Source organism: Psychrobacter sp. JCM 18903, from assembly GCF_000586475.1.
Taxonomy (GTDB): Bacteria; Pseudomonadota; Gammaproteobacteria; order Pseudomonadales; family Moraxellaceae; genus Psychrobacter.
In genome coordinates this window covers 33392-53873 of sequence record NZ_BAWJ01000015.1, presented here as the reverse complement: position 1 = coordinate 53873, position 20482 = coordinate 33392, and the positions used below count along the sequence as shown (strand labels likewise).

16 protein-coding genes, 1 tRNA gene and 4 pseudogenes are annotated in these 20482 nt (G+C 43.4%); 12 read left to right on the top strand and 9 right to left on the bottom strand.

Annotated features, from left to right (window positions below; genetic code table 11):
* Positions 1–197: 197 nt before the first annotated feature.
* From TT12_RS11070 to tpiA, 3 genes are all read right to left on the bottom strand, one after another.
* Positions 198–281 (bottom strand) — tRNA-Leu (locus TT12_RS11070).
* Positions 282–467: 186 nt separating this feature from the next.
* Positions 468–776, bottom strand: a complete 309-nt coding sequence (gene secG, locus TT12_RS11065; RefSeq protein WP_045454869.1) for a preprotein translocase subunit SecG — start codon at positions 774–776, stop codon at positions 468–470.
* 214 nt (positions 777–990) lie between these two features.
* Positions 991–1815 (bottom strand): triose-phosphate isomerase, encoded by an 825-nt coding sequence (tpiA, locus tag TT12_RS11060; RefSeq protein ID WP_201606003.1) that lies wholly within the window; start codon positions 1813–1815, stop codon positions 991–993.
* 628 nt (positions 1816–2443) lie between these two features.
* On the opposite strand from tpiA, the pseudogene pilB reads away from it, so the two are divergent.
* The 4 genes and pseudogenes from pilB (at position 2444) to coaE (ending at position 7506) form a co-directional block, all read left to right on the top strand.
* A pseudogene (gene pilB, locus TT12_RS11055) lies at positions 2444–4152 on the top strand (type IV-A pilus assembly ATPase PilB).
* Positions 4153–4544: 392 nt separating this feature from the next.
* Positions 4545–5768 carry a type II secretion system F family protein gene (locus tag TT12_RS11050; protein ID WP_045454865.1) on the top strand — a complete coding sequence of 408 codons (1224 nt, stop codon included), beginning with the start codon at positions 4545–4547 and terminating at the stop codon, positions 5766–5768.
* Positions 5769–5793: 25 nt separating this feature from the next.
* Positions 5794–6695, top strand: a pseudogene (locus TT12_RS11045) (prepilin peptidase).
* 124 nt (positions 6696–6819) lie between these two features.
* The gene (gene coaE / locus TT12_RS11040) at positions 6820–7506 is read left to right on the top strand and encodes a dephospho-CoA kinase (protein WP_045454863.1); all 687 of its coding nucleotides are present in this window, start codon (positions 6820–6822) and stop codon (positions 7504–7506) included.
* On the opposite strand, the gene rlmB is transcribed toward coaE, so the two are convergent.
* Both rlmB and ppnP read right to left on the bottom strand, forming a co-directional pair.
* Positions 7469–8239, bottom strand: coding sequence for a 23S rRNA (guanosine(2251)-2'-O)-methyltransferase RlmB (gene rlmB / locus TT12_RS11035; RefSeq protein ID WP_045454860.1), 771 nt, complete (start codon positions 8237–8239; stop codon positions 7469–7471). The two genes, coaE and rlmB, sit on opposite strands and share 38 nt — an antisense overlap.
* A gap of 212 nt (positions 8240–8451) precedes the next feature.
* Entirely contained in the window at positions 8452–8787 is a 336-nt protein-coding gene (gene ppnP / locus TT12_RS11030; protein ID WP_045443006.1) for a pyrimidine/purine nucleoside phosphorylase, read from the bottom strand.
* Positions 8788–9518: 731 nt separating this feature from the next.
* Between ppnP and recN the strand changes: the two are divergent.
* From recN to xerD, 7 genes and pseudogenes are all read left to right on the top strand, one after another.
* Positions 9519–11194, top strand: a pseudogene (gene recN / locus TT12_RS15630) (DNA repair protein RecN).
* A 147-nt stretch (positions 11195–11341) separates the two neighbouring features.
* A complete protein-coding gene (locus tag TT12_RS11010) occupies positions 11342–11905 on the top strand; it encodes a YqgE/AlgH family protein (RefSeq protein ID WP_045443003.1) in 564 nt (187 codons plus the stop codon).
* Between the two features lie 91 nt (positions 11906–11996).
* A pseudogene (gene ruvX / locus TT12_RS11005) lies at positions 11997–12523 on the top strand (Holliday junction resolvase RuvX).
* 92 nt (positions 12524–12615) lie between these two features.
* Complete coding sequence (locus TT12_RS11000) at positions 12616–13095, top strand: hypothetical protein (protein ID WP_045454847.1); 480 nt, start codon at positions 12616–12618, stop codon at positions 13093–13095.
* A gap of 60 nt (positions 13096–13155) precedes the next feature.
* Positions 13156–13482: a sulfurtransferase TusA gene (gene tusA, locus TT12_RS10995; RefSeq protein ID WP_045454911.1), complete on the top strand. Its 327-nt coding sequence runs from the start codon at positions 13156–13158 to the stop codon at positions 13480–13482.
* A gap of 120 nt (positions 13483–13602) precedes the next feature.
* Positions 13603–14805 (top strand): methyltransferase, encoded by a 1203-nt coding sequence (locus tag TT12_RS10990; RefSeq protein ID WP_045454844.1) that lies wholly within the window; start codon positions 13603–13605, stop codon positions 14803–14805.
* A 24-nt stretch (positions 14806–14829) separates the two neighbouring features.
* Positions 14830–15768: a site-specific tyrosine recombinase XerD gene (gene xerD / locus TT12_RS10985; RefSeq protein ID WP_045454840.1), complete on the top strand. Its 939-nt coding sequence runs from the start codon at positions 14830–14832 to the stop codon at positions 15766–15768.
* Here xerD and TT12_RS10980 read toward each other — a convergent pair.
* Positions 15765–17021 carry an ImmA/IrrE family metallo-endopeptidase gene (locus TT12_RS10980; RefSeq protein WP_201606000.1) on the bottom strand — a complete coding sequence of 419 codons (1257 nt, stop codon included), beginning with the start codon at positions 17019–17021 and terminating at the stop codon, positions 15765–15767. The genes xerD and TT12_RS10980 overlap by 4 nt on opposite strands.
* 193 nt (positions 17022–17214) lie before the next feature.
* On the opposite strand from TT12_RS10980, the gene TT12_RS10975 reads away from it, so the two are divergent.
* Complete coding sequence (locus TT12_RS10975) at positions 17215–17823, top strand: class I SAM-dependent methyltransferase (protein WP_045454832.1); 609 nt, start codon at positions 17215–17217, stop codon at positions 17821–17823.
* A gap of 100 nt (positions 17824–17923) precedes the next feature.
* Here TT12_RS10975 and TT12_RS18575 read toward each other — a convergent pair whose 3' ends face one another.
* The 3 genes from TT12_RS18575 to TT12_RS10965 are packed head-to-tail and all read right to left on the bottom strand — an operon-like array spanning position 17924 to position 20441.
* On the bottom strand, positions 17924–18286 hold the full coding sequence (locus tag TT12_RS18575) for an LptF/LptG family permease (RefSeq protein ID WP_353511627.1): 363 nt from the start codon (positions 18284–18286) through the stop codon (positions 17924–17926).
* A gap of 29 nt (positions 18287–18315) precedes the next feature.
* Complete coding sequence (locus tag TT12_RS18570) at positions 18316–19002, bottom strand: LptF/LptG family permease (protein ID WP_279378884.1); 687 nt, start codon at positions 19000–19002, stop codon at positions 18316–18318.
* The gene (locus TT12_RS10965; protein ID WP_243443617.1) at positions 18954–20441 is read right to left on the bottom strand and encodes an LPS export ABC transporter permease LptF; all 1488 of its coding nucleotides are present in this window, start codon (positions 20439–20441) and stop codon (positions 18954–18956) included. Before TT12_RS10965 ends, TT12_RS18570 begins: the two co-directional genes overlap by 49 nt.
* Positions 20442–20482 lie beyond the last annotated feature (41 nt).

Below are 20482 nucleotides of genomic sequence, written 5' to 3'. Positions count from 1 at the left end.
TAGCGGGGGCTGGATTTGAACCAACGACCTTCGGGTTATGAGCGACGAGCTACCAGACTGCTCCACCCCGCATCAATCTATGGTGCGTATTATAGGGAGATTTTATATAAGTGTCAATCTTTATTTTAAATAAATTAAACTAAATTTCTTACCTATATTACTAACGCCGCACTCAATACGTTACAACTTTAAAAACTTGGTGCGATTGGGGGGACTTGAACCCCCACAGCTTGCGCCACCACCCCCTCAAGATGGCGTGTCTACCATTCCACCACAATCGCATTTTTCACTGCTCTATTATTGCTATCTAATCTATCATAATAGATGCTTAAGGTAGGCATCGATAGAATCAGACTGCTAAAACAGAAAAGCATTGTAAATCTAACGCCTCAAAATAGCAAGAGCTGCCTCAATTAAAAGGCAATGACTAAAGACAGCTAGTAAAGGCAAGTGTCTTTAAAGTACAGTTATTGAGAATTCTGTGTCAATGGACGCGGCGTTTGTGGTGCTGACACAGGTGCATCTAAACGGAACTGATCTTCAGCCTGTTTGCGCGCATGAACGGCTAGCGTCATACTGGTGATAAAAAATATCACTGTTAAGACTGCTGTCGCACGCGTTAAAAAGTTCGCTGTTCCTGCCGCACCAAAGACCGTACCTGACGAGCCAGCGCCAAAAGAAGCTCCAGCGTCTGCCCCTTTACCATGCTGTATCAAAATCAAGCCGATCATGGCAATCGCCACGATAATATGCAGGGCTAATATAAACGTAAACATGGTGGCCTCTTTTGCCGCGTAATGACGACTGATAACGGAAAATAAATCTTACGGTTAATAGGAATAGCAATTGACGGGTAATGCTGCCAAATCGATTATATAAATAAGGCGCATTGTACACGATTGCAAGGGCACTGTTAAACCTACTTTTGCCAACTGATAAAGACATTTTATAATCGAGACCGCCATGAAATGCACGTTTTATCTTTATTGACTAGTCTTTAGCTCGACTAAAGGCATTGGCAATTGCCAAAAAACTCTCTACCTTTAATGATGCGCCGCCAACCAATGCCCCATCAATCATAGGATCTGCGGCAAAGCTATCGGCATTATCCGCATTGACACTACCACCATATAACACACTCATTACCTTTAGTGATTCTGCAAAGCCTGTGATGGTTTGCTTAATATGCTGATGCGTTTGACTGACTTCGCTCACGGTTGGGACTTTGCCAGTACCAATCGCCCACACTGGCTCATAAGCAATGATCAGTCGATTAGATAGTGATGATATGAGATCTGGTTGGGTAGTAATCACTTCTTTTATTACTGATAACTGAGTGTCAATTACGTCAAGGGTTTGCTTATCATCATATTGAGCCTGAGTTTCACCAATACAAAATACCACGCCCAAACCTTGGGTGAGTGCGTGAGTCACTTTTTGCAATAACGTATCGTGAGAATCGCTATGATACTGGCGACGCTCAGAATGACCCAGTATCGTCCAAGTTGCCCCAGCGTCTGCTATTTGCTGTGCTGAGCATTCACCCGTATAAGCGCCAACACTGGCACTATGCGCACTGACGTCTTGCGCTGCACTCAATATCGAACTACCGGCTAAACGCGCACTGACAGCTGCCAGATGAATACAGCTTGGTGCCACCATCAACTGACAGCGACTATTTGACCGTTCTGTGTCGGCTTGCTCTTTAGCATCAATCATAGTCAACAAATTATTCAACAAATTATTCAACAATAAATCGACGTCGTGACTCGTTGCTGGATTTTGTTTCCAATTACCAATTACCCAAGCTTGCATACTCATCTACCTTGTTTCATCTATTCTTGCCAATTTGGCTAATATGCGCGCCAGTATAACAAATAATTCCCAAGTGCTATAGTATGCTGCCGCCAGCAGAAAAACAGACAGTCAATGCAAATATTTACTAGGGCGTGTCCTCACTCTAAAAAATAATGATAAAAATGAGATAAATTACTGTCAAACAAGGAAAGCAGCACAAATATTATCGAGATATTGATAGGCTATTTGACGATGTTTGGCAGAATTTAGCCTATTTAGAAAATAGTCTATTGAATTGAAGACACGCCCTAGACATTGTCTCAAGCTATGATTTTTTGGGTCAAGCACTCAATCGTCCATATAAAATCTTTAAACTAAAGTAATGTTTTATAGTATTGTGTCTATATATAACAGAACATTATCACCAATCTAACGACCAAGCTACTGATGACCTACACTATTAAAACGCTTTCTCTGCTAGATCTCTTGTAAGAGCATCTCTGCATTGACTGTTATTAATGATAGCCCAAAGGCTAACAATGACTTATAGCAGGTCTCTGTTAAAAATTATAATAGTAAGTGGCTCTCAGAAGTATATGGATTTCAGACAAATATATAGCATATTGGGTATTAAGGAGAAGTCGTAATGTCTATCACCACGAGCAAGTATGGTGGTTTAGCGCACCAGCTAATCAGCGAAGGTATCGTCAGCGAAGCGAATATGAAAATCGCGCAGACCGAATCGCAACAGCAACAAGTAGGACTAGTGCCCTACCTAGTCGACAATAAATTGGCAGATGCTTATCATCTTGCGCAGATGTTGTCACAAGCTTTTGGTGATCCTCTTTTCGATCTTGATGCCTTACATATTGATGTCATTCCAAAAGACTTAGTAGATGAAAAAATCGTTCGTAAATTTAATGCGTTGCCACTATTCAAACGAGGACAGCGTTTATTCGTCGCATTGAGTGATCCAACTCGTGTGGATGCAATCGACGCTATTGCTTTTAATTCACGGCTGTCTATTGAAACTATTGTCGTCGAAGAAGATAAGTTAAAAAAGCGTATTGAAAGTCTTTACGCTGATACCATGCAAAATTTTAATAGCTTCTCTGATAGCGATTTAAATATTGGCTTTGATGAAGGTGAAGAAGAGGAAAGCGAGACCAAGCTTAGTGATAGCGTCGAGGAAGCACCTGTTGTAAAATTTGTTAATAAAATGCTGGTTGATGCCATTCGTATGGGCGCCTCTGATTTGCACTTTGAACCCTATGAAAAAACCTATCGCGTTCGCTTTCGTGTCGATGGGGTGATGCAAAAAATGGCCAATCCACCTGTACAACTGGCTGGGAAAATTGCGGCCCGTTTAAAAGTCATGTCGCAGATGGATATTTCAGAGCGCCGTGTGCCACAAGATGGACGTATCAAGCTCAAGATATCTAAAGATAAAGCCATCGACTTTCGAGTAAGCTGTCTGCCTACCCTATTTGGCGAAAAACTTGTACTTCGTATTTTGGATCCTTCTTCAGCGATGTTGGGTATTGAAGCGCTCGGTTATGAACCTGATCAGAAAGATATGTTTTTAGAGGCACTGCATAAACCGCAAGGTATGTTGCTTATCACGGGACCAACTGGTTCTGGTAAGACCGTGTCGCTTTATACTGGTATTAATATTTTAAATACTGGCGCGACCAACATATCCACTGCTGAAGATCCAGTGGAGATTAACTTGGAGGGGATCAATCAAGTCAACGTCAATCCAAAAGTGGGTCTAACTTTCGCAAATGCCCTCAAATCTTTTTTACGCCAAGATCCTGATATTGTCATGGTTGGTGAGATTCGTGACCTTGAAACTGCTGAAATTGCAATTAAAGCAGCGCAAACAGGGCATATGGTGCTCTCAACCCTACATACCAACTCAGCACCTGAAACACTGACGCGGCTGCGTAACATGGGTGTGGCCTCCTTTAATATCGCGACTTCAGTGAACTTGGTTATCGCCCAGCGCCTAGCACGACGTTTGTGTAAAAACTGCAAAAAACCTATTAACATCCCTAAGCAAAGTCTGCTTGAGCTCGGCTTTACAGACGCCGATTTGGACAATCCAGACAATATCATTCACGAGCCAGTAGCTGTAATGAATGCCGTGAAGGTTATAAAGGACGAGTCGGTATCTACGAAGTCATGAAAGTCAGCCCTGATATCTCACGCATCATTATGGAAGACGGTAACGCGATAGATATTAAAGACGCTGCACTTAAAAATGGCTTCCGAGACCTGCGTCGCTCTGGCATTTTAAAAGTCTTGCAAGGCGTAACCAGTATTCAAGAAATGATGCGCGTTACTTCCGAGTAAGGATGTTTGCTTTTTTACAGGTCAAATACGCACAGAAAAAAGCACTGCTGATTGCTGAAAGGGAACGTTCAAAGCGACTAACCAACTACTTTTTAATCTTTAGCTATCTAAAAAGCAGTCTTTGTCAGTGCGATGGTGAAAAGTATAGTCGAAAGTTCAGAATCACTCTTATATGAATAATGCCATTATTTATATGAGGACTTATATGATGGGTGGTAATCGTACAGACTTTTATAAATTAGCAATAATCCCTACCAGATATACTTAAATATAAAACAGAGTTATACTGGTTTTTTACGTTAAAATAAAGTATGCCTTTTTTATGTAATTAGTCAGGCATCGTTGTACATCTTTGCAATATCTATATTAGACAATATTTTGAGGGTAGTAACATGGCAAAAGCGAAGACCGACATGCTGTTAGACTTTGTCTATGATGGGGTGAATCGACGCGGACAAAAAGTAAAAGGGGAGACCACCAGCCGTAGTTTAGAGTTAGCAAAAGCGACTTTACGCAAACAAGGTATCAGCGTCAAAGGTATTAAGAAAAAACCGAAGCCGCTTTACACTTTCAAGAAATCCATCAAACCCATGGATATTGCTATTTTTGCCCGTCAATTGGCTACTATGATGAAAGCGGGCGTGCCATTGACCCAATCCTTTGAGATTGTTGCTGACTCACTTGATAACCCCAGTATGAAAGACTTGGTATTACAAATAAAATCTGACATTGAAGCGGGTGGAACCTTTGCTTCAGCATTACGCAAGCACCCGCGTTATTTTGATGATCTGTTTTGTTCACTCGTCGATTCTGGTGAGCAGTCAGGTGCACTGGAAACCATGCTTGAACGCGTCGCGACCTATAAAGAAAAAAGTGAATTACTCAAATCTAAAATTAAAAAAGCAGTAAAATATCCTATTGCAGTCATCGTAGTCGCTATCATTGTCACCATGATTCTATTGATAAAAGTAGTTCCAGTTTTCTCAGATTTATTCGAATCTTTTGGTGCAGAGCTGCCTGCTTTTACCCAAATGGTTGTCAATATGTCTGAGTGGATGCAGGCGTGGTGGTTTATTTTAATCATCATTATCGGCGGTACTATCGTTGGCTTTTCAGAGGCGAAAAAACGCTCTAAGAAATTCCGTGACTTTTTAGACCGTGCGGTTTTAAAGGTTCCAGTATTTGGCAATATCGCTTATCAAGCGATTATTGCGCGTTTTGCTCGTACACTATCGACGACCTTTGCTGCAGGCGTGCCGCTTATTGATGCCCTCGATTCTACAGCGGGTGCAACCAATAATGTTGTATTTTATAATGCCACTCAGCAAATCAAAAATGATGTTTCTACTGGTCAACAGCTACAGTTTTCAATACGTTCTACTAATTTATTTCCAAGTATGGCTATTCAAATGGTTGGCATCGGTGAAGAGTCTGGTAGCTTAGAAGAGATGCTTGATAAAGTAGCAGTATATTATGAAAACGAAGTCGATAATGCCGTTGATGGTCTAACTAGCTTGATGGAGCCTATGATTATGGCAGTGCTCGGTGTATTAGTAGGTGGCTTGGTGATTGCCATGTATTTACCGATTTTCCAGATGGGCGCAGTAGTAGGCTAAAAGCTATTTAAAGGACAGCTTGTTCATGCAATTTATAGAGTTATTACAAGATAATATGCCTATCGCTTTAGGCATATTCGGCCTATTAGGTCTTTGTGTTGGCAGTTTTTTAAATGTGGTGATCCACCGTATTCCGCTGATGATGGTTTATAGTTGGCGACAAGAGTGCAGCCAGTTTATGTCAGAACAAGCAGACATGCCTCGCGAACACACTCTGCCCCTAACAAATATCGTAGCAGCTGACCAGCCGATTACTTTGAGTCGACCAGCCTCACGCTGCCCTCATTGCGCCCACAAAATAAAGTGGTACGAAACATACCGTTAATTAGCTGGTTAATACTACGTGGCCGTTGCTCAGAATGTAAAGCTGCGATTGGACTGCGTTATCCACTAGTCGAGCTAGCAACAGCCCTACTGTCAGTATTAGTCATTTATCAGTTTGGCGTAACTGCAGCTGGCTTGTCGGCCATGATTTTGGTATGGACGCTGGTTGCCTTAACCGGTATTGATTTTGATACCCAATTACTGCCTGATCGCTTGACCTTTCCATTAGCAGGTTTAGGATTAGCAGTGAATTCACAAGGCTGGTTTGTCTCACCTACCCAGTCAATTTGGGGCTTATTGCTAGGATTTTTGTCATTGTGGATAGTGGTTAAGATATTTTATCTAATCACTAAAAAGCATGGTATGGGGCAGGGAGATTTCAAATTATTGGCAGTATTAGGTGCTTGGCTTGGACCCATGATGTTGCCATTGATTATTTTATTGTCTTCTCTATTAGGCTCAATCGTTGGGATTATTTTGATGAAGAAACAGGGTGAAAGCAAGCCGTTTGCCTTTGGTCCTTATATCGCTATCGCTGGTATTGTTGCTTTATTATATGGCTCAGATATCGTCAACTGGTATCTCGGCATGTATACTTACTAAATTGTCCTAGAAAGTATTTCGGTCGCTCCTTTTCAAGCAGATACCAAATCTTAAAATAGACACCAAAATACTTTCTTAGCTTATAACCATCACTGTCATTATATCGAGCAGATAAGTCATTATTATGTCAAAACAAGCATCTTCACCTTATTCTCATAAGCCCCAGACCCCTCAAAAGAAAAGCAAAACCTTAGTAGTTGGCTTAACGGGTGGTATCGGTAGTGGTAAGTCCGCTGCGAGTGCTTGGTTCGCTGAGCAAGGCATTGACATTATCGATGCGGATGTAATTGCCCATGAAGTCGTCGCTAAAGGTAGCACCACTCTGCACAAAATCCAGAAAAAATTTGGTGATTGGGTTTTGAATAGTGATGGATCAATGGATCGAGTGGCAGTAAGAACGCACGTCTTTTCACATCCTGAGGCATTGATTGAGTTAGAAGCCATCACTCACCCAGCGATACGCGAAGCAGCAAAAGCACAGTTGGCAACCAGTACTTCGCCTTACGTGATATTGTCAGCGCCTTTACTTATTGAAGCAGCAGAAGCAGGGCTTGCCAATTTATGCCAACGTATCTTAGTAATGGATGCCACCGAGGATACGCAGATTGCGCGTGCCAGTCAGCGCGACGAACAAAGTATACAAAAAATCAAAGCCATCATGGTGAATCAGCTGAGCCGCGAAGAGCGTAATCGTCATGCAGATGATGTGGTGCTCAACGAAAGTGATCTTGCGGCTCTGTATGTGCAACTAGCGCCATTACACCAAGAATATCTTAAGCTTGCCCAGCAGCTAAAGTACGCTGTCGATTGACTTCATACAGCGCCATACCAGTGGCAACACTCACATTTAGACTTTGAAGGTTGCCATGCTCATTTCCTGACATCGGAATATACACCAGCTCATCACAGCTCTCCATAGTCAGGCGACGCATCCCCTCACCTTCTGAACCCATGATAATGGCTGTTTTACCAGTCAGATCAGCGGCATGAATCGGTTTGGCATCTGCATTAAGAGCCGTACCAAACACAAATACCCCGGCATTTTTGATTTGCGTGAGCGTACGTGCCAGATTGGTAACACTAATAATCGGCATCATCTCTGCTGCACCGACCGATACTTTAGCCACTGTTGGTGTCAGACTTGCCGCATGATGTTTCGGACAAACCACGGCATCCACACCCATCGCCACTGCGGTACGCAAGCAAGCACCAAAGTTATGTGCATCCGTAATTTGATCCAAGACCAATAATAAGCATTGGTCACGCCCAGCAATGGTAGCAAGCAAGCCTTCATCAGCAAAGCCTAGAGGACGCGCATTTAGCACCACACCTTGGTGCTGCGGGCTGCCACACAATTGCATGAGCTTGTCTTTTTGCGTGGGTTGGATACTGATACCATTGTCACGTGCTTGCGCCATAATCGCTTGTACATGGCTATCAGTCTCACGACCTTGCTGCACAAACAAGCTTAGCCCATCTAAAGGACGATATTCGAGTAAGGCATCAATCGCATGAATGCCATAAAAATAGGTAGGTTTTGCCATAATAGGCCTATTGATTATAAAGTGGGTATCGCGCTATATGATAAAAACTAGGCGATAAAAAGAGATGACAGTAATTGTATCAATAAATGGATATCTGCATATAAATAATATCAGCAGAAAAAGAAAAACCTTACCAATCCGATAAGGTTTTTCTTTTTTTGAGTAAAAGGCTTTTTGCTGTCATCAATCACTGAATAACAGCTTTAGCAAACTTACCCTTCTAAGTGGCAAATATATTGAACAATTTCTTCTGTCCGCAGATTAAAACCACTATTGCCTTCAACCACGAATGATTGACCAGCGCGGTAATAGCTGAATTCTTCGTCACCATTAATTTTGACCTCACACTCACCGCCCGTGATTTCGATACGCTCGGAGGTATTGGTGCTAAAATGATAATGCTCAACCAAATTATCACAAGGCAAGATAACGCCCAATGTTTTATGTCGACCATCTTCGAACATAATAGTGTGGCTTGAACAACGACCATCATAAGATACCGTCGCTTGAGCATTGACTGTTACATTAGTAAATTGCGCCGCTGTCATAGTGGCTTCCTTATCAAATAATCATTACGAAACTAAAAAATAAGTAATTGGTTAGAGTACCGCCAGAGTTGCATCGTTAACCGACACCTCTGTACTACGTACTGTATCCTTCTATACTAGATATCTGTGCGCTAAAGCTAGCCACAGGTTCTATGAAAATACTTTAGAATAATGACCGAGTGGCATACTCTTCCAACTATACGCCTATCATTTTACAAAATTATGACTCGTTATCGTATATTACACTGCACTAATCCAATCAGAAGAGTTTATCATTATGTGAGATTATGCTACCACATTATATCTATAAAGTTTGTTAAAGCGACTAGGAAAATGCTGTTTGATGCGAATCTTAAACTTACTTACTCACCTTTTTTGAGTCAGCACCTGATCACTACAATTGGGCTATTTTTATAAGTTTAATCCGCAACCATGCTTAGTATACAACCATCATTTTGACAGGCTTAATCACCTTAATGATTGATATTGTGAATATTATGATGATGACTCATAGCCAGTTTTTGACAGTTTTATGGTAATCTTCCAACAATAAAATCTATTATACATCGCTTGAAAGTTTGTATTTAAGCGCGTTTAACACCATACTATTTGCCTATAATATTTATCTCATTAACACGGTTAAATGAATAATTTCACTCCCTTATCTACCTATTTTATATATGGCTTCTTGAGATGTATATGAAGTCTATTGTCTGTCATGAGAGGCATTGATGCTAGTATCATTAACTTTACATCAGTTTGCGTTGATCGCTCAGCATGAGCTGAGTGTGGCTGAAGGCTTCAATGTCATCACGGGTGAGACCGGTGCTGGCAAATCGCTATTACTCGATGCACTGTCTTTATGTGTTGGTGAGCGCGCAGACAGTGCGATGGTCAGACACGGGGCGGCGCAAGCCGATATTTATGCGCAGTTTGATGTAGAAAACAATACCGTCATTGCTGATTGGTTTGCCAAAAATGATCGACCATTAGAAGAACCCGAAGTCCTCATTCGTCGTCAGCTCAGCAATAGCGGACGCTCAAAAGCGTGGTTAAATGGCACGCCTGTCAGCTTGGCAGAGCTCAAAAGCTTAGGTGCATTGCTGGTCAATATCCATAGTCAACATGCTCAGCAAGCGCTCCTCAAGCCGCAGTTTGTAGTGCAATGGCTCGACGAGATGGCGCAAATTACGTCGCTAGCTTTACAAACTGCCAGTAGCTATCAAGCTTACCAGCAGCTCAAACGCCGTGCTGACGATATTGCGAGCCGTGAGCTCAGCGCCAAGACCGTATTCACCTATTGCAAAGCCAACTTGCTGATATTGCGCCATTATTGGCGGTTGATTATGCAGAAGTTGAAGCAGAGCACGAAGAGCTGTCTAATATCGACGCCTCATGCAAGAGGCCAGTCATGGCTTGCATCTGCTCGACAATGACACGGATGAACCAGATGTGATGACCTTGCTTGGGCAAGCGATCAAGCTTTGTGATAACCAAATGAGTGTCAGCCAAACCTTTGAGCAAGCCTCCGAGCAACTACATTTAGCACAGCAACAAATCACAGAGGTAACAGGCTTACTGTCAGATTATGCTGAGCAACAGTTGCCTGATCCTGAGCGTTTGCAGACATTAGACAGTCTTATCAGCTTAGGACATCGCTTATCACGTAAACATAGCTTGCCAACGAGCGACTTAATCGATGAAGCAAAGGCTGGGAAGCGCAATTAGAGCAGCTAGAAAACGAGCCAAGCAGTGATGCGATGGCAGCGCAAATTGAACAGGCATGGCAAGACTATCTTGCATTCGCCACTCAGTTAAATAAAGAGCGCTCGAAAGCCGCGCCGATCGTCAGCAAACAATTAATGCAGCAACTACAACCGCTCGCGCTACCCAATGCCCGCTGCGAGTTTGTCTTTACCAAGAAGGCCGAGCCGAGCTACTATAATGCACAAGGTTGCTATGATATTGATTTATTATTTAGCGCCAACGTTGGTATGCCGATGCAGCCGCTACATAAGATTGCCTCAGGCGGTGAGCTGTCACGAATGGCACTGGTGATGCAAGTACTGCAAGCAACCAATGCCGATAATAATGCCGCCAAACCCATGCTCGTCTTTGATGAAGTCGATGTCGGTATCAGTGGCGGTACGGCGCAAGTGTCGGTGAGCTACTGCGCACGCTTGGGCAGACGCAGCAGCTACTAGCCATTACTCACCAAGCACAAGTCGCAGCGCAAGCGCATCAGCATATTTTGGTACAAAAGCATCATGACGAGCAGACCGAAAGCGAGCTATTAATACTGACTGATAGCGCGCAAGTCGACGAGCTGGCACGCATGTCTGGCGGTGTGATCATCACTGACGTCACTCGCGACCATGCGCGTAGCTTATTGACCGATGTGAAATAAAGGCTTGGTCATTCATCAACCAGTTGTGCAGCGCTGTGTCTCATCACCGCTAAATATTTGCTTTGGTTGATTTTCACCTCAGTATCGCCATATAGTGGTGTGTCATTTCTGTTATTTTACCTTCAATATTAGGGTGCGTTTGTCTCTATGTCTAAAGCCAATTTGACCCATCATTTTTTAATCGCGGCACCCGAGCTGTCAGACCCACGGTTTGAGCAGGCGCTGATTTATATTTGCCGTCATGATAAACATGGCGCACTTGGTCTGATGGTCAATCGTCCATTAGAGCAGGCACGCGTGGGTAAACTGCTAGAAGATTTAGACATTGAAGTGACGGATGCGCAAGTGATGGAAGATGTAGCATTAGAGGGTGGCCCGATGTATCCAGAGGTTGGCTTTGTGCTGCATACGGGGCAGCCTGAGTGGGCATCGTCTTTTGCAATCTCAGAAAACGTCTGCATCACGACCAGTCAAGATATCCTTAAGCGTATCGCTGCAGGTCAAGGCGTTGGTCACTATCAGCTGTGCTTGGGTCATGCCAGCTGGGGTAAAAAACAGCTCGATCAGGAACTTAATAATGGCGATTGGCTTGTCTGTCCTGCTGATCTGAATTTATTGTTTGATACGCCATTCGAAGAACGCTGGCAAATTGCCGCGGATAAGATTGGCGTTAACTTTGATTACCTTAGCAGTGATATTGGTCATGCTTAATGATTGGTTATGATGGTTAAATTATCCATTTAAATTAAAGCCGTTAAGCTAAATGAATCACGCCCAATAGAAATAGGAAGTATGCATAATGATGGTAGAGTCTGATACGAGCATTAAAATCGAAACTGCTGACACTACTGTGGCGGAACCCGCTATTAAGCTCATCTTATTTTGGCGCTCGATTACGGGGTAAAAAAGATGGGCATGGCGCTAGGTAACACCATTACCGAGACTGCGCGTGCCTTTGATATTTTAGCGATGAATAATGGTCAGCCTGATTGGGACAATCTGCTCGGTATTATTAAAGTCTGGGGCGTGGCAAAAGTGGTGGTTGGGTTGCCACTTAATATGGATGGCAGCAGCTCAATGCTGTCTAAGCGTGCGCACAAATTCGCTCGTCGTCTAGCACATAGGGTCATGGAACAGCATCTACCAGTGGTCGTGAGCCTTTGTGATGAGCGTCTAACCTCAGTGGCAGCGCGTGAGATCGCTTGGGAGAATGGTTGGATTAAGCATGAGCGCGATCCAATTGACGACATCTCTGCCTGCATTCTGATGTCGACTTATTTCGCTGATCCCAGTAGCAGTATCGCCATCGACGCTATCAAAGCCGATTAAATCAGCGATAAACCTGCTGTTAAAACACTCTTAATTAAAACACTGCCAATTCTGACATATCGCCACTCTACACGGATAAATACCTGACTATTATGACCACTGTCTCAGACCACTCCCTGCAAAACAAATCGCAACATGGTTTTGCGCCGCTTGCCATCGCCCGTATCAAAGGCGCACAGCGAGCGAATCAAATAGCGATTTATCTCATTTATGCTGCTATTCTCGCCTTTATGGTCTTTGGCACCATTGCCAGTATCAAAGCCTTTCATGACAATCAACTGCTTTATCAACTTTTCTATAACTTGCCCTATGCCTTGGTTGCGCTTACGATTCCTATTACTATTTATGATGCGCTGGTGATTTATCGTTATCGCTTAAACCAAGCGTCGATGATTGCCATGAGCATTGGCGTATCGACCATCATATTGGTTGGTGGCTTATTATTCGCTGATACCGTATGGTTGGGGCTATCCTGTTGGTTGGGTGTGGCGTTTTTATTTAAAGTGAGCTTTAAGCGCTTTTTTAATTTTCTAGAAGCAGAAAAAGACACTGAAACCGCTGAAGAAACGTAAAGCATACTTATAAATGACGCAAAAAACTTTTACCTTATACTATCGATTTAAATGACTATTATGAGCACTTCTACCATACAAACGACGATCAATCATCATTTAGATACTCAAGGGCTGATTTGCCCTGAGCCTGTCATGATGCTGCATCGAACCATCCGTAACGCTGATGCTGGCGAGGTGATTGAAATACTCGCCACCGACCCAGCCACCACTCGTGACATTCCTAATTTTTGTCGTCATTTGGGACATGAGCTTGTGCAGCAAGAAACGCTTGCTGAAAATGTAAATCTAAACGTCGATCCCGATGAAATAATGGTCGCTGGCGATGAAGATGCACCAATCAGCGCCACGCTTTATCGTTATCTGGTTAAGAAAAAAAGCGCTTAAATGCACTCAAGTGACCGCAGCAAAGCATTGATCACAGCAGAAGATTGACAGCGCAATAAACAATATAAAGATATCTTTGCATTCTAAGCAAACTATCATTCACAGAAGGTAGGCTATTACGTGTTACAAACAGAAAAGCAGTATGTACAATGGCAAGAAAACGAGATTCTACGTAATGCTCTTTGGTTGTCTGAAAGCAATCATATGCCACCTGCGCGCATTGTATTGGTCGATGATACAACGACCGCAGATGACGCTTACCGCTTGGCGTGCGAAGGCAGCTCACTGCTGTGGCGCGGTGATTTTCATAATGCACGCCAGTTGCTACAAGCGCTCGGTCGTCGCATAGATCGTACCAATGAGCGCTCCGAGCTGCGTAAAGCAAAAAAAGCGGCTAAATCTACAACAGAACCTGATTCAAGCAACTCTAAAGAAATTCCCAACCTCTTTCATCAACAGCGCCAACTCCAAGCCCAACGTTCTCGCATACTAAGCCGTTTGCTACTAGAGCTTGATGCCAGTTATGTCAGCCAACTACGCCGTGCGCCCGATGTCAGTGCAGCCTGCACAGCCGCTTTTGGCCCGTTAGATAAGGCGATGGATGAGTCTTGTGTGTTGTCGTTTCGTGACTTGCAAGGCGCACTTGGCGCAGCAGGATGGCGCGAAAAAGGCGTCCCAATAGACAGCTTAGGCTTATCAATTTTCCCGCATTATGGCGTCTTTGCACCAACCCGTCATGAGTATGTACAGCTATTGCTCGATGCACCGCTACCAGCGAGCCATGATGTCGCCTATGACATCGGTACCGGAACGGGATTGCTGGCTATTATCTTAGCGCAGCGCGGTGTTCCACAAGTGATCGCAACGGATTTGAATCCACGTGCTTTGGCCTGTGCCAATGAGAACTTTACACGCTTAGAATTACCTGCCGTACAACTGCAGCAAGCCGATTTGTATCCGACTGATGCACCACTCGCCAATCTGATTGTCTGTAATCCGCCTTGGTTACCTGCTAAGCCAAGCTCGTCTCTTGAGTACGCCGTCTATGATGCCAAGAGCGCGATGCTACGTGGCGTTCTACAAGGTGCCAAACAGCACTTAGCTAAGCACGGAGAGCTTTGGTTGATCATGTCGGACTTAGCTGAGCACCTGCAACTGCGCACCCGTGATGAGTTACTAAGCTTGTTTGCCGATGCTGGATTGGCGGTAAAATATCGTCTGGACACCCAACCTAAGCATGGTCGCAGTCAAGATGATACAGACCCGCTACATATCGCGCGCAGTGCTGAAGTTACCTCGTTATGGTGCTTAACGCTTATCTAACATTCAACCATCGAGTACTGAGTTATGAGCCGTGATCGTGCCGTGCAACAGCGCCAACCTAAGGCGCTGGCAGTAGATGACGAACCCAGTTATATGACTGAGTTTCGTCAAGCCATGCTGGCACGTGGTCTAGCGACGCGTACTCGTAATGCGTATGTCCGCGACCTGCGCTCTTGCGAGCTGACCAATCCTACTGCCCTGACACGCTGGCAGCCTGATGACGTGCTGCACTGCTTATCAACCTTGACTCAAGAAGGCAAAACACCACGTACCCAAGCACGCATGCTCTCAAGCTTGCGTCAGTTTTATCTGTGGATGATTGCCAGTAATCTGCGTGAAGACAATCCTTGCGAGCGTATCAAAAGCCCAAAGCTTGGTCGTCCATTGCCCAAAGACTTAGCAGAAGCAGATGTCGATAATCTCCTTGCCGCGCCTGATACCAGCACCGCGCTCGGACTGCGTGATAAAGCCATGTTAGAGGTGCTATATGCCTGCGGTCTGCGGGTGAGCGAGTTGATTAATCTCTCATTAGAGCAAGTGAATCTAAACTCTGGCTGGCTACAAATCACGGGGAAAGGCAATAAAACGCGATTGGTACCACTAGGCGAATATGCTAGCGATGCGTTAGAAGACTATCTAACGCATGCTCGTGGTGATTTGATTGCACATTTAAAGTCAGGAAATTGCCAAGCGGTATTTTTGACGGCGCAAGGTGGCTACATGACACGGCAGAATTTTTGGTATTTGCTTAAGAAATACGCTAAAGTTGCCAGTATCGATAAAGAGTTATCACCGCATACCCTGCGTCACGCATTTGCCACGCATCTACTGAATCATGGCGCGGACTTGCGTAGCGTGCAGTTATTACTAGGGCACAGTGATTTGTCCACCACGCAGATTTATACCCATGTGGCGACGGCCAGGTTGCAGAAATTGCATGCTGAGCATCATCCGAGAGGTTAAATTACTTTCAATCTTTCGTCATGAAGTAGACCAAAACCTATTAATCTAATTTTAATAGCACTTTTTGAAACATCAAAGTAACGAGCCAGCTTGCTAACAACATTATTAGCTATCATCTTATTTTCGGGCTGGTTATCTAAATAAATCCAGAACACACCTCTTCTTTTTAATCCTAACTCAGAATATATCTTTAAAAATGCTTTTGCTAATTGCTCACTAGGAATCAATAAACAGCTTGCTAAGTAATTCGCTTGAAACTCAAGCTTTGCAACCATAGAATTATCTAAAACCTGTATACTAGCTAAGTCATGTTCTTCAAATGAATCTTTATCCAAATATTGACTGTGTCCTAATAGGATATGCGACAATTCATGTGCAAGAGTGAATCTATCTCTTTTTTCATCTTCAATTTCTTTTTTGTATATAAAAATTTCATTACTTTTAAAATCAACTCTACCGAGTAGGCTCTTCTCATGTACAGAGGGAATAACGTCTTTATATAATTTTACGCTCTTTAATACCTCGTAAGATAGTAAGTCAGATAGACAAACAACGCCATCTAGGTACTCAATTTTTGTAAGTATTTCTTTAGCTATATTCTCCAGAGTATCTTTAGAAAAACATACTACTTGAGACTTAGAGCATTCGTCCTTTTGTCCAGTGATGTCTCTTAAATAATCCTTAAAACTACTAAACCATCTATTTTGAGAATAAAAGAACCAATTAGAATTGTAATAATTTGGTTGGTCGCTATGTACAAATATGTCCTTTGAGCTAAGAGCTTGGTTGACACCGTATTTGTCAAAGCTTCTATTTAAAACCCATTTTAAACCATCTGTATCACTTATCTTAATTAAACCAACATTCCTTTCTAATGCTATATTGTAAGCTGACTTCGCTAATCTAGAGCTAACCGCCATTATTGGTTTCAAACCATGAGTAAAACTGCCTTCACTTAGATCTCTAACATCTTGTAAAAACTTATTTATTTGATCAACGCCAACCGCTGTTTTATAATCTTTACACTCAACAAGTATTAATGATGAATAATTTGGAATATTTTTATCTCTGTATACTTCGATAGCAATATCAAATTCTATATCCCCTTTACGAAACCTTGAATAATATTTTTTCTTTTTAAAAACCTTTATATGACTCTCATGACCCATAGATAGGCTGAAACTTTTGATATCTTTCATAAGAAGTGATAACACTTTATCTTCAAATTTATTGCCTTTCTCTGTTGTATTCATAATAATCTCATAGGCTATATCTCTATCAACCAATCTTACACTACAAAATCAGTATATAGCCTAGGTTTTTGGTCTATCGAATCAATAGCATGCTGCAAACTCCCTCTTTTCTCGTTACAATACCCATCATAATGTGTACGCTGTTTTATTCCATCGCGTACCACCTTTTACTTATCTATTATCCGAGAATCTCATGAGCCATAGACCACCTGCTGACCTATTGAAAAACGCCCAACATTGGCGCGAAGACATTAATTTTCGCCAAGACGTACTGGGCAAGCCATTTGATTTTTCGACCACGTGGGGCATTTTTTCACCGCAAAAGCTCGATGACGGTAGCTTGATGCTGCTTGATTATATTGATTTTGAAGCGGATGACGACTCGATTGATTTGGGCTGTGGCTATGGCGTACTCGGTATGACGGCAGCGCGTGAATGTCCAAATGGTCTGCATACGTTGATTGATAAAGACTTTATGGCAGTCGAATATGCGCGCCGTAACTGTGAGAAAAACGGTCTGAAAAACGTCGATGTGCATTTATCAAATGGCTTCAATCACGTGGCAAAAGACAAAGACTTTAGCCTTGTGATGTCAAACTTGCCAGCCAAAGTAGGTAAAGAGCAGCATTATTTATATTTCCTCGATGCCTATGCTCGTATGCGTAAAGGTGGACGTTTTTATGTGGTGACAATCAATGGCCTACGTCAGTTTATGAAGCGCTCGTTTACCGAAGTGTTTGGCAATAGTGAAAAGATCAAACAAGGCAAAACCTATACGATTACCATGGCGACCAAAGACTAAGCTGTAAAAGCTAAAGCTTATGTATTAAAAGCTGTATAATCAAAGAAGCCCGCTAAATCGTCATGATCTAGCGGGCTTTTTTATGGCAAATGATATCTGGCTACATCTGCCGTTTGAGCAAATAGCCACCCAATATCGCACTGGCGATAATCGGTAATATCACCATTAATAACGGCGAAAATCCAGTCGCCAATGAGATAAAGCCAACCAAGTCTTGCACGTAACTAAACAGCAAGCCAAACAATAATGCCACAACGATACGCAAGCCTAAGCTATGCGTCCGCAATGAGCCAAAGACGAATGAGCAGGCGACAATCACCAATGACAAAATAGACAACGGTGACAGTAGTTTTTGCCAAAAAGCCAGCTCATGACTTAACGAGCGCGTGCCTTGTTGGCGCATAAATTGACGATGCTCATACAGCTGAGTCAATGACAAATCTTCGGCCTTACGGGTAAGCAGATATACCGACTCAGGGGCAAAGGGTAGACTTAAAGTATCTGACGGTGAGATGGCTTGGCTACTCTCAAAGCCTGATTAATCATCAGCTTGGTCATGTTGTTCAGCTGCCACTCATAGCGATATTGCTCGCTCGGTTTGCTGCTGGCAGGATTAACAGGTTCACGACCAATATACCGACCACCCTCAGCGTGAATGGCCGTTTGCAGATTGCCATTATTGTCTAAATGCCAACGTTTAACTTCGCCGATATTACCTTGCACATCAGCATAATCGATATACAAAATATCGCTACCATCTGGCTTGGCACTGCCGTCTTTTGTACTCTCAAAGCGTGGCTGCAACGTCCAATAACCGCGTACCGAGGTGACCAATGAACTGCTGTCTTCGTCGTTGATTTCTTTTGCCAATTGATTAGAGTGCGGCAGCACGAACTGATTGATAATCAATGCGAGCAACACAAAAATCAAAGCAGGCTGCAATACCCAACCGACGATACGATAAACGCTGACGCCAGCGGCACGCATCACGACCAGCTCACTTTTATTGGCAAGCAAGCCCAAGCCGACCACTGCACCTAGCAATGCGCCAGTGGGAATAAATTGCTCTAAAAAATAAGGCGAGCGATAAAAAATATACTTAATCGCCTCGCCCATCGTATAGCTATCATCTAACGAATCCAGCTCGGACAAATAAGAGAATACCAGCTGTAATGCCATAAGCCTATGACAGCTCCGACGATTGCGAGCAAAGCGTTCAGCTTGACGTAACGGCTCAGCACTTTTAGTTTGGCAGGTTTGCGAGCACGCTTAGCATGAGCGTTTTGCGAGTCAGGATTGGATGGTTTAGAAGATAAGACACTCATTAGGACTGCCCTCCTTGTGAGCCACTGCTCTGATGATCGGCAACCGTTAAAGGCGTGTTCTTCGGTTTTCGAAAGCGTAATCGATGCTGCACACGGCTGCCCCAATTCATATAAAGCGCCAATGCCATAAACTAAAATGAGCCACGCATATGCCCAGACGCTCACGCTGCCTTTGCTAACAGCATTTTTGAGTGAAATGATACCCAGTGCACAGCTGACAAACAATAAAATAGAAGGAAATAGGCGCAACCAGCGACCTTGGCGCGGACGTACTTGCGCCAGTGGTACAGCGAGCATTGGTGCAATGATCATCAACCACGGCAATGCCAAACGATAGCCAAGCTCACTTTGTGCCACACGCAGCGAGTTGCCACTATTTGCTGTACCACCCGTCGCGGCTTGCCATAATGGTCCAATCGCTTGCGTTTCGATATTATCTTCAGTGATGACTTCTTTTGAGGATTCGGTCAAGGTAATGCGGTAACGATCAAAGCCCACCTGGTTGTACTTAAGACTGCCCGCACCGACTTCATAACGCCGACCTTGGAACAAATCCAATTGCGTCACCCCGCTATCGCCCGTATCAACTTGCTCAGCACGTTTGGCGAGGGTAATGGTATCTTTGCTGATATTGGTATTATTAGTAATCGCAGTTGGCATATTTGGCATGTCTGAAATATTTAATTGCTCAGCTGTTTCGGGATCGATGGTGTTTTTAACATCGACGGCAGCCTCTTTAGCAGTATTATTTTTAGCGGCACCACCCTTTTTTTCAGGCTCAGATTGAATCAGTATCACATCTTGCAATTGTTTTTTATCATCACTCAAACTGCCCACATAGAGGTGATAATTGCCGCTACTAATAAACTGATTGGGACGAATTAAATCAAAAGCACTGGTCAATGCCTGCTGTTGCCAGACACTTTCCGATGAGCCTACGCCCCACGGTTTACCAACGATAGATAAAGCCGCTTCCCCAACGAACAATGCCAATATTAAAGGCGTCATCAAACGGGCAAGTTTACCACGCGACACCCCACTGGCATTAATCACCGCCATTTCTTGATCGACATACAGCCGCCCGAATACCAGCATGAGAGCGATAAAAAATGCTAATGGCAGGATAAGCTCTAAAAAGTAGGGCAAATTATAACCAATGATGGTAAATAACAAGCTGATATCTAAATTGCCTTCTGCGGCAATACCAAAGTAACGGATCAAACGACCGCCCAGCATCATCACCACTAAAAACCCCAAAACCAATGCGGTCGTTGAGGCAACTTGTTGAGTCATATAGCGGCGTAATATCACAATGGGCACTCTTTTAAAAAGGT

Coding starts and splice junctions, on each gene's coding strand:
- secG (WP_045454869.1), bottom strand. CDS start 776: ATGTTTACGTTTATATTAGCCCTGCATATTATCGTGGCGATTGCCATG.
- tpiA (WP_201606003.1), bottom strand. CDS start 1,815: ATGCAAGCTTGGGTAATTGGTAATTGGAAACAAAATCCAGCAACGAGT.
- TT12_RS11050 (WP_045454865.1), top strand. CDS start 4,545: ATGGCAAAAGCGAAGACCGACATGCTGTTAGACTTTGTCTATGATGGG.
- coaE (WP_045454863.1), top strand. CDS start 6,820: ATGTCAAAACAAGCATCTTCACCTTATTCTCATAAGCCCCAGACCCCT.
- rlmB (WP_045454860.1), bottom strand. CDS start 8,239: ATGGCAAAACCTACCTATTTTTATGGCATTCATGCGATTGATGCCTTA.
- ppnP (WP_045443006.1), bottom strand. CDS start 8,787: ATGACAGCGGCGCAATTTACTAATGTAACAGTCAATGCTCAAGCGACG.
- TT12_RS11010 (WP_045443003.1), top strand. CDS start 11,342: ATGTCTAAAGCCAATTTGACCCATCATTTTTTAATCGCGGCACCCGAG.
- TT12_RS11000 (WP_045454847.1), top strand. CDS start 12,616: ATGACCACTGTCTCAGACCACTCCCTGCAAAACAAATCGCAACATGGT.
- tusA (WP_045454911.1), top strand. CDS start 13,156: ATGAGCACTTCTACCATACAAACGACGATCAATCATCATTTAGATACT.
- xerD (WP_045454840.1), top strand. CDS start 14,830: ATGAGCCGTGATCGTGCCGTGCAACAGCGCCAACCTAAGGCGCTGGCA.
- TT12_RS10980 (WP_201606000.1), bottom strand. CDS start 17,021: ATGAATACAACAGAGAAAGGCAATAAATTTGAAGATAAAGTGTTATCA.
- TT12_RS10975 (WP_045454832.1), top strand. CDS start 17,215: ATGAGCCATAGACCACCTGCTGACCTATTGAAAAACGCCCAACATTGG.
- TT12_RS18570 (WP_279378884.1), bottom strand. CDS start 19,002: ATGGCATTACAGCTGGTATTCTCTTATTTGTCCGAGCTGGATTCGTTA.
- TT12_RS10965 (WP_243443617.1), bottom strand. CDS start 20,441: ATGACTCAACAAGTTGCCTCAACGACCGCATTGGTTTTGGGGTTTTTA.